Below are 12,521 nucleotides of genomic sequence, written 5' to 3' on the forward strand. Positions count from 1 at the left end.
GGACCGGCGACCCGCCAGCGAAGCAGACGGCCACGAAGCCGTCTGCTTCGTCGCGTGCGTCCACACGCACCTCACCGCCTAACGAACGCGAACCGGCAAACCACCACCAAAACAAGCCCTGAACACGGGCCGAAACGCGCAAAATCGGGCCAAAAAGGCCCGATCTAGGTGCAACTGGCCAACACAAATGGGGTGCACTGGCCAAGACCCCTTGGTGGCGGGGGCAGGATTTGAACCTGCGACCTTCGGGTTATGAGCCCGACGAGCTTCCAGACTGCTCCACCCCGCGGCGAGAGCGTCAACACTACCAGCGGCCTCCCGAGGCCAGCAAGGTCGCGGTTCTCCCATTGGCAACCCCTATGGTGAATTCCCCATAATGGGTTGAGGAGGGATGGCCTACCTATGTCACTTCCCTACGAAGAGGTCGTCTCAGCACGCCGGGCACGACTTGCCCCTGAGGTCGCGGCTCAAGGCGAGGTGTTCGCGCGGGCGTACGAGATTGCGATGCAGGTCGTGGACCTGCGTGAGAAGCACGGCTTGACCCAGGGCCAGCTGGCCGAACGCTGCGGTGTGAATCAAGCCGACATCAGCAGGATCGAGCGCGGCTCCACGAGTCCGACGGCGCGCACCCTCCAGCGGATCGCTGACGCTCTCGATGCCGATATTCGGCTCGTAGCACGCGCCTCCTGATCAGGCCCGAGGCCCTATCAGAGACGGGCTGCGGGCTAGCCGCCGGTGGCGGCTTGTTGGAGGATTCGGGCGGCTCTGGCTATCAGGCGCTCGGCTTCGTCGACGGCCTCTTGGTAGGCGGCCAGGTCGCCTTCTCGCAGGGCGACGTCGGCTCGCTCGAAGGCCCTCGCGGCACGTTCGAGCAGGTCGCCTACGTCGTCGGTGTCCGGTGCGGTGTCGGGCTCGTCGTCGGGCACAGCTGCGGCTGGCTCGTCCTCGGGTTCGTCGGGTGTCGTGGGCGCCGCAGTGGTCGATCGGATCGTCCCGTTGCCGATGTCGATCTCGGCCCCGCCGATCGCCTTCTCGAGCGCCCCTTCGAACGTCTCGGAGATCACCACTCTCGAGCCGATGCCGGCAATCACGAGCTGCAGCTCGGGCACGGCCGTCGGCCCAGTCGCCGCAATGAACAGCGGCCGCACGTACAGCAGCGAGTTCTCCACCGGGATCAGCAGCAGGTTGCCGGGCCGCACCACCGAGCCGTTCTGGTTCAGCAGCGTCAGCCGCTCGGAGATCTCCTCCTCGGTCTGGATGTTCGAGTTGAACAGCGCCGGACCGTCGATCGGCTGGTCCGACCGGATCTCGAACACCTCGATGTCGCCATAGCGATCGGGGTCGTTGTGGACCACCATGAAGCCTTCGAGGTTCTTCCTTGAGTCATCCTCGGAGAACGGCACGAACGGCCGGAAGATCACGAACGACTCGGCATCGTCTCCCGGCAATCGGAACAGCAGGTACTGCGGCGAGATGCGGGCCTCGACCGTGGCGATCACCTGACCGGTCGTCTCGTCGCGCACCGTCTCGACGGTGGTCTGGCCGATCGAGTCGCCCGGGTCCTGCGCCACCGCCCACGCACCCGCGGCGTCGTAGAACTCCGACGGGTCGCTCAGGCGATACCGGCCCCAGGCATCGGTCTGCACCCGGAACAGATCCTCGGGATAGCGGAAGTGCTCCTGCAATTCCATCGGCGGCGGTCCGTCCGCGAACAGGTCCGGGAACTGCTTCTTGTACGACTGCACGATCGGGTCGTCTTCGTCGACGATGTAGAACGTGACCGTGCCGTCGTGGGCGTCCACGGTGGCCTTCACCGAGTTCCGCACGTAGTTGATCGTCTCGCGCAGGTCGCTGCCCAGCGTCGCCGCCCGCGGGTTGGTCCGCTGCGCATACGGGAACTGCGTCGTGGTGGTGTAGGCGTCGAGCACCCACTTGACCTGCCCGTCGATCACCACCGGGTAGGGGTCGTTGTCATACGACAGGAAAGGAGCCAGCAGGCGCACCCGGTCCTGGATGTCACGGTTGTAGAGGATCCGGCTGTCGCCCTGGATCTCCCCCGACACCAGCAGGTTCGGCTCGGCGAAACGCACGGCAAACGCCAGCCGCCGGAAGATGCCGCCGATGCCGACGCCGTCTTCACCGTCATAACGGGTGGTCTCGGTGCGGTCGTCGTCGTCCTGGAAGTCGACCTCGGCACGCTGGGCGCCCACGATGGCGTAGCCGGCGAGGCCCTCGCCCACGTACAACCCCGGCTCGTCGAGCTCGAGCGTCTCGGCGCCAGGCTCGGTCACGCCGGGGATGTCGCCCAGCACGTACGCGGGGCGGCCGTTGGCGTCCACCCCGTTCGCCGGCGCCGCCGCCACGCCGTAGCCGTGGGTGTAGGCGACGTGCTCGGTCTCCCAGGTATCGGTGGGCAGCTCGGTGGGTCGCAGCTCACGCGCTGCCAGCACGATTTGCGTCACCCGGCCGTCGATCTCGTAGCGGTCGACGTCGATGTCGCGGAAGTCGTAGAAGCTCTTGATGCCCTGGGTCTGCTGGAACGTGTCCTGCATGACGGCCGGGTCGAGCAGCCGCACGTTGCGCACCGTGTCGAAGTTGTTCTCGATGTCCTCGGCGGTCAGCTCCGGCTCGTACTGGAACTCGCTCTGGGTGACGTTGTCGAGCCCCAGTGCGATGCGGGTCATCTCGATGTTGCGCTCGATGTAGGGCGCCTCGCGGGTCGATTCGGACGGCTCCACCTGGAAGCGCTGGATGATGGCGGGGTAGGCAGCGCCCGCCAGGCCCGCGACGACGGCCCACAGCGCCACCGCGATCACGGGGTAGGTGAAGCCCCGCCGCCAGATGTTCACCACCAGCAGCACGAAGCTGAAGGCGCTGATGACCATGAGCAGCTGCAGCACCGGCAACTGAGCGTTCACGTCGGTGTAGGTGGCGCCGTCCACGAATCCCCGGGTGGACAGCGTCAGCTCGAAGCGGTCGAAGTAGTAGCCGACGGCCTTGATCAGCGCCAGCAGGCCCAGCAGCAGCGACAGGTGCGCCTTCACCTGGGGCGTCACCCGGTTGCCCGCGGGCGCCTGGACCCGGATGGACCCGTTGAGGTAGTGCCAGATCGCGGTGAAGATGAACGTGACCAGGATTGCCGCGAACGCCCAGCTGACGAGGAAGTTGAAGAACGGCAGGCGGAAGACGTAGAAGCCGATGTCGCGGCCGAACTGGGGGTCTTCGAGGCCGAAGTCGGTGGCGTTCACGAAGAACAGCCACGATTCCCATTGGCCTGAGACGCCCGCCCCGACCATGAAGGCCAGGATGAGCGCCACCGCGGTGCGGATGAGGAAGCGGCGGCGGCCGCTCATCTGGCGCCAGCGGGCTGCGATGTCCTCGGGAGGGCCTGCCAGTGCGGCACGGCCCGCCAGACGTTCGGCGATGAACAGGTTCACCCACAGCAGGACGAAGAAGATCGCCGTGAACAGCAGGCCGAGGCCGATCTTGGCCCACAGCACCTTCCACCACACCGAGGCGTAGCCCAGGCTGTCGAACCACAGGTAGTCGGTCCAGAAGCCGGCGAGGCCCCGGACCGACAGCAGCAGGATGAAGCCCGCCGCAACGATGATGGCGATGATCAGCCGGAAGCGCGTGAGGCCCCGTGGGCGGCCTGGCCTGCCGGGCCTGCCCGGACCCTGCGGGCCTTGGGGGCCTTGGGGACCTTGCGGTCGCTGGGGACCCCCCGATCCGGGAGGTGGCTCGGAGGAGGGAGGCGGCATGTCCTCGGGGGGACGCATACGGCAGCGAGGCTACTGGGGCGCGTCGTGCCAGCAGGCGGCGGACCGCCGGTTTGTCGGGCGGGGCGCGTAGGTTCGGCGCGGTGCGGCTGGCGGTACTGGTCTCGGGAACCGGATCCATCCTCGAAGCGATGCTCGGCGGCGGGCTGCCGGTGGACCTGGTGGGGGCCGATCGGCCGTGCCGGGGGCTGGGCATCGCCGCCGATGCCGGGATCGAGACCGTGCTGGTGGCGCGTGCGGACTGGATGGGCGGGGCCGGCGATGCGGCGCAGCGGCGCTTCGATCGGGAGGGCTACAGCTGCGAACTGGCCGCCGTGCTGGCCGAACGAGGCGTCGACGTGGTGGCGATGGCTGGCTTCGGCACGGTGCTGGACGGGTCGTTCTTCGAATGGGGCGACGGGCGCTACCGGGGGCGCGTGCTGAACACCCACCCGTCGCTGCTGCCGGCGTTTCCCGGCTGGCATGCGGTGCGCGACGCGCTCGAAGCCGGGGCCGCCCAGTCGGGCTGCACGGTGCACGTCGCGATTCCCGAGGTGGACGCCGGCCCGGTGCTGGCACAGCAGGCGGTGCCGGTGCTGGCGGGCGACGACGAGGCCACGCTGCACGAGCGCATCAAGGCGACCGAACGCGAGCTCTACCCGGCGACGATTGCGGCGTTTCTCGAGCGGTGCACCCAAGAACGGATCCCGGAAGGACAGACCAGATGAGGGCGTTGATCTCGGTATGGGACAAGACCGGCGTGGTGGAGTTCGCGACCCGGCTGTCGGACCTCGGGTGGGAGATCGTGTCGAGCGGCGGGACTGCCGCGGCGCTGGCCGAGGCCGGCGTGCCGGTGCTGGCGGTGGAGGACGTCACCGGCAGCCCCGAGATGCTCGACGGCCGGGTGAAGACGCTGCACCCGCGCATCCACGGCGGGATCCTGGCGGACCGGTCGAAGCCGGCGCACCTGGCGTCGCTGGACGAGCACGGCATCGCGGCCATCGACTTGGTGGTGTGCAACCTGTATCCGTTCCGGTCCGACCCGGGGCCCGAGCTCATCGACATCGGCGGGCCGGCAATGGTGCGCGCTGCTGCGAAGAACCACGGTGACGTTGCGGGCGGCGTGGGCGTGGTGGTGGACCCCGCCGATTACGAGGCGGTGCTGGCCGAGCTGGATGAGGCAGGTGCTGGTGGGCTGAGCGCGGCGACGCGGCGTCGGCTGGCGCGGGCCGCCTTCGCCCATACGGCTGCCTACGACGCGGCGATCGTGAGCTGGCTGGACGAGCCCGCCGAGGGCGAGATGGAGGCGGGGGCCGGTGAGTCAACTCCCCTGCCGCCGACCGTGCACTTGGCGCTGGAACGGGTGGACGAATGCCGCTACGGCGAGAACCCACACCATCGCGGCGCCCGCTACCGGCCGGTCGGCGAGTCGACCTGGTGGGACCACGCCTACCAGCACAGCGGGCTGGCGCTGAGCTACCTGAACTTCTTCGACGCTGATGCGGCGTGGCGGATCGTGCACGACCTCGGCGCCGCTGAGGGCTCTTCGGCGGTCGCGATCGTGAAGCACGCCAACCCGTGCGGTGCCGCGGCCGGCGACGATCTCGCCGACGTGTACCAGCGGGCGTACGACTGCGATGCCCGCTCGGCATTCGGCGGCATCGTGGCGTTCAACCAGATCGTCGACCTCGACACGGTCGAGCGCATCGAAGCCGCCGCCCAGGCCGATTTGATCATCGCGCCGGGCTACGAGGACGGCGTGGTGGAGCGTCTTGAGGCGAAGCGGCGCAACACCCGGGTGCTGGAGGCACCGCGGCCCGACGAGGCCGGCCTGTCATTGCGGCAGATCAACGGCGGATGGCTGGTGCAGTCGCCCCACACGTTCGCATCGGCGCCTGAGAACTGGCAGGTGGTGACTGAGCGCAAGCCCACGGCGAGCGAGCTGGCCGACGCCCGTTTCGCCTGGCGGGTCTGCGGGCACGTCATGTCGAACGCGATCGTGCTGGCGCGGGACCGCACAGCCTGGGGCATTGGTGCCGGCCAGCAGAACCGAGTGGAGTCGGGCAGCTCGCCGCCGCGAAAGCCGATGGGCGGGCTGCCGGCGGCGCCTGCGCCAGCGACGCGTTCTACCCCTTCGGCGACGGCGTCGAGGCTGCTGCGGAGGCCGGCGTGGCCGTGGTGGTGCAACCCGGCGGCGCCCTGCGCGACGACGATGTGATTGCCCGAGCCAACGAGCTCGGCCTTGCCATGCTGTTCACCGGCGAGCGGCAGTTCCGCCACTAGTAAGTACCTGAACGGAGGTCGGCGGAACGTGGGAACGCCAAGACGGCGGCGACGCTGTACAGCGGTCGCAGCGGCAGTCGTGTTGTCGGCAGCGCTCAGCGTGCCGCTTGCGAGTCCAGCGGGCGCACAGGCGACTGGGTCCGCAACGTTGCCGCCGCCCGAGGTGCTGGGCGACTGCACCGATGCGGTGCCGGTGGTCGTCGCATCCGATGCCGACGCACAGTCCGACATCTACTCGGCGGTCACGCTCAAGGGTGTGCTCGGGGCGGCGAGCTGCATCGTGCTGGCCGGGGGCCGAGACGAGCCATTCCCGCAGAACCAGCTGAAGCGGCTGGCCGCGGCCGCTCCGGGCGGATACGTGGTGGGCGGGCCCGCAGCGGTGCCGGAGGCAAAGCTGCCGAACCGCGACATGACCCGCGTGTACGGCGCAGATCGATGGGAGACCGCAGCCGTTGTGGGCGCCGTCGCTGCAGCGCTCGCAGCGGGAGAGGATCCCGCCGACGCTGTGCCTCAGCCCGACAGCAGCGCACCGGCGTGGCAGCAGCGGCTGACAACCGAATTCTCGGCCGCTCTGCAATCCAGCGAAGCGCCCGAGGACATGTGCATGTCGCTGTACCGCAACGACGAGCCGATCTTCGAGCACGAGCCCCACATGCCGCTGCTGCCGGCATCGCTCATGAAGCTCGCGACCGTCACCGCTGCGCTGAACGAGCTCGGCGCGAATGCGACGTTCACCACACGGGTGGTCGCCGACGCCAGCGAGTTCGCTGCGGCCAGCGACGGCGTGCTGCAGGGCGACCTGTACCTGATCGGCGGCGGCGACCCGGTGCTGGCCACTCCCGGCTACATCAACCGCATTGCCGATGCGCGCCCCTACACCGACGCGAGCGAGCTGGCGGACCGCGTGATGGCAGAGCTCGATGCTGCGGGCATCGACACCATCGATGGCGCGATCGTCGGCGACGGATCGTGGTTCGCCGATGGCGAGCGGACCTATACCGACCAGTTCCCGCCCGGAGCGACATCGGAGACCCCGGCGGTGTGGAAGGAGTCGTACCTGTCAGGCAATTTCGTGGGCGTCTTGTCGGGGCTGATCATCAACGATGGCTACTCGCCCTACACCATCGACCGCCGGAGCCACACCCGCAGCGTCGACCCCGTCCAGGCCGCGGCATCCGACTTCGACGACTTGCTCGAAGAACGTGGCCTGGTCATCCGCCATCGGCCCCGATCGGGCAGCGCCCCCGCAGCCAACGACTCGACCGCTCTCGGCCGCATCGTCTCGCCCACGATCGCCGAGATGCTGGTGCGGATCCTGCGCTATTCGGAGAACACCCCGGCGGAGATGCTGTTCAAGCAGATCGGTCGGCATCACGGCGACTCGTCACGGGCGGGCTCGGCAGCAGCAGCAACCGCCGCCCTCGGCGGCCTCTTGGGAACCGCGGCCGACGAGATCACCCTGGTGGACGGCTCCGGGCTGTCGGTTCACAACCGCATGAGCTGCGAGGCCGCGGTGAGACTGCTGCTGATGGCGGGCAGCGATTCCCGCTTCGTGGGCTCGCTGTCGATCGCCGGACGGACCCCGACACTGCAGAGCTGCGGGCCGCGGCCTCCCGGAAACGGGCAGGGCCCCGCCAACACGGTCTTCGCCAAGGGCGGACAGCTCAACGACAGCTCGGCCATCGCCGGGGTCAGCACCGCGGCCAACGGCGACGTGCTCACCTTCGCCATGATCGCCAACGAACCGCTCATCATCCGGATCGGAAGCTGCAACACCCTGCGCCAGCTCACGCTCGACGCCATAGGCCGCTACACCTACGGCCCCGCAAGCTGAGCCGCTGGCGCTGGCGCCCAAGGGCGCTGGAACTCCCCTTCAGGCGCTGATGCGCTCCTTGTCTGGGGGTGGCATGTAGGTGCGCCGGCTCGGCTTCAAGCCCATCGAGTGCAGTGTGAGCAGGAGTCCGAGCGAAGCACCGGTCGGGTCGACAACGGGAACCCTCACGCGCTCCGCTGCGAGCTGGGACTGCAGTGCCGCTGCCACGCCGAGCATGCCAGTGCACCCCAGCACCAGCACATCGGCACCTTGATCCAAGGCACGGTGTGACGCTTGGGAGAGACTCTTGAGGAGGGCGTCGCCGTCGTGCAATTCGAGGACAGGCGTGTCCACCACTTCGACCGAGACCATGCGCTCCCGGATGCCCATTCGTGTCGCGAGATCCGAGATCATGGGCACAACGTTCTCGAGCACGGTGATGACCGAAAAGCGAGCACCCAAAGTGAGCGCTGTCGCGATGGCCGGTTCGAAACCGCCGACGACGGGGATGTCCACCAGCTCGCGGGCCGCAGGCACAGCCGGGTCGCCGAAGCAGGTGATGAACACGCTGTCCGCCCCGGAGTCGGCTGCGCGGCGCACCTCCTCGACAATTGCTGGGCCCGCCAGCACCTCGTCGTAGAACGACTCGATGGAGGCCGGCCCGTAGCGCAGATTCGAGACCTCAATGTCGATCTCCGGCCCGACGAAGCTTCGAGCTTCAAGGGTGATCTGTTCGTTGAACGTGTCCGAGGTGATCGGAACGACGATGTGGATCTTCATGGTGAGTCCTTTCGTATGCAATGAAGAGACAGAAATCAGGATCGGCGCGAACGGGACCAAGCGTCAGCGGCGACCGCAACAAGAATCACAACGCCTTGGATGACTCGCTGCCAGATCGGGTCGACCTGGTGCAGGTTGAAGCCGTTGACCATGAAGGCGATGAAGAGAGCGCCGAGCAGTGTCCTCCACACGGCACCGGTGCCGCCGGCGATCGATGTGCCGCCGACAACGATGGCGGCGATGACGCCGAAGACGAAGCTGAAGTCATCGGAGGGGGTGGCGCTGATCGTGCGGGAGGCCGCCACGACACCGGCCAGGCCGGCTGCGAGCCCCGACAGGGCGAAGACTGACACCACGATGCGCCGGGTGCGCACACCTGCGAGTCGCGCTGCCTCTGCGTTGCCGCCTGTTGCGTATACGTGGCGGCCGAAGCGGGTGCCTGCGAGCGAAACCCACGCCACTGCCACCACGGCGAGCGAGATCCATGTCGCTGTGGTCAGGCTCAGCACGCGAGTCCGTGCGATGTCCCGGAAGTTCTCGCTGACCGGTCTCAGGATGCTGCGCTCGCTCACGATGTAGCCCAGTCCGAACACGATGAACGACATGGCCAGCGTCGTGATGAATGAGTTGATGCGTGCGAACGCCACGATCGACCCGTTGGCGAGCCCCACCGCCAGACCGAAGGCGCACCCGGCAATCAGCGCTACCACCACCGAACCGGTGGCGTTCTCGACCCGCAGCGCAACCAGCGGCGCTACGACCGCCACTGCGGCGATCGACACGTCGAAGCCGCCGGCGATCATGGTGAGCGTTGCGACCGAGGCTGCGATCAGCAGGGTCGCCTGCTGATCCAGCACATTGCGCAGATTCGGAGCAGTCAGGAAGCCATCTGTCGTGATGGCCAGCACGACGAAGAGCGCAAGGGTGACCCAGACGATGCCGAAGCGCGCCAGGACGCTGAGCTGGTGCCTGGCACCCGATGTCGACGGAACGGATACTGCGGCATCGGCCACGGCAGGCCCCCCGGCTCTCACGTCGCTGCGCTCAGGGAGGCTTCGCCGAAGGCATGGCGCAGCAACTCGGCCTCGTCAAGGTCAGGGTGGGTGAACTCGCCGACGAAGCTGCCGTTGCGCATCACCAAGATGCGATGGCACAGGCCCACCAGTTCCTCCAGCTCGGACGACACGACCAGCACGGCGAGACCGTCTGCGGCAGCGGATGCGATGAGGTCGTAGATGGCGCGCTTGGAGCCCACATCGACGCCTCGGGTCGGCTCGTCGGCAATCAGCACCCGCAGCCCCGGCACCAGCCAGCGTGCGAAGAGGCACTTCTGCTGGTTGCCGCCTGACAGCAGCCGCATGGGGGTTTCCATGCCGCCGTCGCGCACCCCGGCATCAGTGCTCGCGGCCCGGACGAAGCGGCGCTCGGCGATGCGGTTGACGACGCCCGCTCGGGTCATCCGTTCCAGATGAGGCAGGCTGACGTTCTCGCGGACGCTGCGCTCAATCAGCAGCCCGTGGTCCTTGCGCGACTCAGGGATCAGGCCCACACCCGCTCGGATAGCCCGGTCTGGACCCGAACCCCGCAGGGACTGTGTGCCAACCACCACTTCGCCGCCATCGCCGGGGTCCGCCCCATAGATCGCTCGCAAGAACTCGGTGCGACCTGAGCCGACCAATCCGGCGATGCCGACGATCTCACCGGCAGCCACGTCGAGATCCAGGCCTGCCGGCGAGCCCACGCGGACCGAACCTGTGCACCGCAGTCCCCGCACACGCAGCGCGGGCATGCCAACGAGGTCAGGCAGTGCAGGCTTCGGCGGGAACGTGGCCTCGAGCTCCCGGCCGATCATGGCCTCGACCAGCGAATCAGCCGTCTCCGACGATGGAGTCGTGGTACGCACGACCCGCCCGTCGCGCATGATCGTCACCTCATCGGCCAACGCCAGCACCTCGTCCAAGAAGTGCGAGATGAACAGCACGGTGATGCCTTGATCGCGCAAAGAACGGACCAAGCGGTGAAGCTGATCGCGCTCCGCAATCGAGAGCCGGGCCGAGGGCTCGTCCATCACCACCAACTCGGTGCGGCGCGCAACCGCTCGCAGAATCTCGACGCACTGCTGGTCGGCAACGCTGAGGTCGCCCACCCTCGCGGCGGGGTCGACGTGGATGCCAGTGCGCTCAGCCAGCGCCCGGAACCGCCTGCGCTGCTCCTGGGGTCGCACCCATCCCCATCGCGTGGCCTCCACGCCGAGGAACACGTTGTCCACCACGGTGCGGTCGGGAACCAGCGCCAGTTCCTGGGCAATGGCCGTGATGCCGGCGTCAAAGGCGTGCCGCGGCGACCGAAACCGGACCGGCCGACCGTTCGCAGCCACCGAACCGCTGTCGGGGCCGTACAGCCCCGAGACGACTTTGCCGACCGTGGATTTGCCCGCACCGTTCTCGCCGACGAGGGCGTGGATCGCGCCGCGGCGGACGGCGAGGTTCACGCCGTCCACCGCTTGCGTCGATCCGAATCGCTTGGAGACGCCCGTCAGCTCAATGTGGACCGGTGCTTGGACTGGGCCCTGAGCCGGCTCGACGATCACCCATCCCACTCCGCAGTGAACTGATCCACGTTGGCGGAAGTGACCAGACCCTCATCGAGGAAGTTGGCATTGGGGTCGATGCCGCCGGTCATGGTGCCGTCGCGCAGGGCGGCGATCATCGCCTCCATCGCCAGGCGGCCTTCGCTCGCTGGCGCGTAGTACACGGTGGCGAACCAGCGGCCGTCGCGCACGCCTTCGATCGCAGGTGAGGAGCCGCCCAAGCCGATCAGGGCGACACCGTCGAGCTTGCTCTCGTCGGTCAGCACCAGCTCAACGCCCTGCAGCGACTGGTCGGCGCCGACCACCACGTCGAACTCTGGCTGCGCCTGCAGGATGTCCTGGATGGCGTTGATGCCGCCCTCGGGCCCCAGGTACAGGCCCTCGCCTTCAGCGACTACTTCGATGTTGGCGTGCCCGGCAACAGCGCTGTCGAAGCCCTGCCGCAGCGCCACGTCCAGCGGGATCCCCCGGATGCCGAACAGGTACACGACACGGCACGGGTCGAGTCCCTCGCATGCCTGGATCGTGAGGCGGCCCGCGCGCTCGCCGGTCACGACCGGAGGCGCCATCACCGAGGCTGCGATGCCGTCGACTTGCGGCTCGTTCGTCGAGAGATCGTCGCCGACGATCTGGTTGAACAGCACGACCTGCAAGCCGCTCGCCAGCGCTGCCTCGACGTCGGGAACGAGCCCGGGTCCGTTGAGGGCAACCAGGATGATGCCGTCGTACTGACCGCTGGCGATGGCGTCCTGCAGCTGGGTGGTCTGCAGCTCGGCGTTGAACTGGGCGTCGAACTCGACCAACTCGATGTTGTTCTCGTCCGCGAGCCGCTGCATCTCGCCGACTGATGCCAGCAGGAACGTGTTGGCTGAGCTAGCCGAGAGGTAGGCGATGCGCCACGGCTCGGGATCGGGTTCGTCAGCCGGTTCGGCGGGCGCCGCGGTGGTTGCCGGGGCGCTGTCGTCGGCTTCGGTCGCGGCGGTGTCCGCGGTGGCGTCGGGCTCGTCGTCGCTCGCCGCGGGTTCCGCGGCGGTCTGCGTGGGCGCGGCGGTGACATCGGCCGTTTCGCCGCCGTCGTCGTCACCGTCGCCGCATGCGGCGGCAACGAGCATCAGCGCGAGCGCCGCGCCGAGCAGTCTCATCAAGGTGCGTGCCTTCATCGGATCCCCCCTCAGGGCCTCGTTCCGGCCTGTGGAGGCGAACGTAAGGAGGAGGACTTCGCCCCTCAATGGGCAGATCGCTGCGATTGGAGGCCCTAGTGGTGCAGATCACGCATGCCCGAGGCGGGGCTTCACGT

General features: G+C 68.1%; 8 protein-coding genes, 1 tRNA gene and 1 pseudogene. 4 read left to right on the forward strand and 6 right to left on the reverse strand.

The window, feature by feature from the left end; genetic code table 11:
* Nucleotides 1-212: 212 nt before the first annotated feature.
* Nucleotides 213-289, reverse strand: a tRNA-Met gene (locus tag ACOGW9_RS07055).
* Between the two features lie 113 nt (nt 290-402).
* Between ACOGW9_RS07055 and ACOGW9_RS07060 the strand changes: the two genes are divergently transcribed.
* The gene (locus tag ACOGW9_RS07060; RefSeq protein ID WP_419909732.1) at nt 403-690 is read left to right on the forward strand and encodes a helix-turn-helix domain-containing protein; all 288 of its coding nucleotides are present in this window, start codon (nt 403-405) and stop codon (nt 688-690) included.
* 35 nt (nt 691-725) lie between these two features.
* Here the strand turns inward: ACOGW9_RS07060 and ACOGW9_RS07065 are convergent, their stop codons facing one another.
* Nucleotides 726-3,779: a UPF0182 family protein gene (locus tag ACOGW9_RS07065; protein WP_419909734.1), complete on the reverse strand. Its 3,054-nt coding sequence runs from the start codon at nt 3,777-3,779 to the stop codon at nt 726-728.
* An 83-nt stretch (nt 3,780-3,862) separates the two neighbouring features.
* Here ACOGW9_RS07065 and purN point away from each other — a divergent pair, with 83 nt between their 5' ends.
* From purN to ACOGW9_RS07080, 3 genes and pseudogenes are all read left to right on the forward strand, one after another.
* Nucleotides 3,863-4,486, forward strand: a complete 624-nt coding sequence (gene purN, locus ACOGW9_RS07070) for a phosphoribosylglycinamide formyltransferase (protein WP_419909736.1) — start codon at nt 3,863-3,865, stop codon at nt 4,484-4,486.
* A pseudogene (gene purH / locus ACOGW9_RS07075) lies at nt 4,483-6,041 on the forward strand (bifunctional phosphoribosylaminoimidazolecarboxamide formyltransferase/IMP cyclohydrolase). The gene purN and the pseudogene purH overlap by 4 nt, the downstream one beginning before the upstream one ends.
* 148 nt (nt 6,042-6,189) lie before the next feature.
* Complete coding sequence (locus ACOGW9_RS07080; RefSeq protein ID WP_419909738.1) at nt 6,190-7,875, forward strand: D-alanyl-D-alanine carboxypeptidase/D-alanyl-D-alanine-endopeptidase; 1,686 nt, start codon at nt 6,190-6,192, stop codon at nt 7,873-7,875.
* Nucleotides 7,876-7,914: 39 nt separating this feature from the next.
* On the opposite strand, the gene ACOGW9_RS07085 is transcribed toward ACOGW9_RS07080, so the two are convergent.
* From ACOGW9_RS07085 to ACOGW9_RS07100, 4 genes are read right to left on the reverse strand one after another with little or no spacing between them, the layout of a single operon-like run.
* Nucleotides 7,915-8,634, reverse strand: a complete 720-nt coding sequence (locus ACOGW9_RS07085) for an aspartate/glutamate racemase family protein (RefSeq protein WP_419909740.1) — start codon at nt 8,632-8,634, stop codon at nt 7,915-7,917.
* 35 nt (nt 8,635-8,669) lie between these two features.
* Nucleotides 8,670-9,647 carry an ABC transporter permease gene (locus ACOGW9_RS07090; RefSeq protein WP_419909742.1) on the reverse strand — a complete coding sequence of 326 codons (978 nt, stop codon included), beginning with the start codon at nt 9,645-9,647 and terminating at the stop codon, nt 8,670-8,672.
* Nucleotides 9,648-9,664: 17 nt separating this feature from the next.
* Nucleotides 9,665-11,224 (reverse strand): sugar ABC transporter ATP-binding protein, encoded by a 1,560-nt coding sequence (locus ACOGW9_RS07095; RefSeq protein ID WP_419909744.1) that lies wholly within the window; start codon nt 11,222-11,224, stop codon nt 9,665-9,667.
* Nucleotides 11,221-12,384 carry a sugar ABC transporter substrate-binding protein gene (locus ACOGW9_RS07100; RefSeq protein ID WP_419909746.1) on the reverse strand — a complete coding sequence of 388 codons (1,164 nt, stop codon included), beginning with the start codon at nt 12,382-12,384 and terminating at the stop codon, nt 11,221-11,223. The genes ACOGW9_RS07095 and ACOGW9_RS07100 overlap by 4 nt, the downstream gene beginning before the upstream one ends.
* Between the last annotated feature and the right edge of the window lie 137 nt (nt 12,385-12,521).

It is taken from the genome of Candidatus Poriferisodalis sp., assembly GCF_965203655.1.
In the GTDB taxonomy this organism is placed as follows: domain Bacteria; phylum Actinomycetota; class Acidimicrobiia; order Acidimicrobiales; family Poriferisodalaceae; genus Poriferisodalis.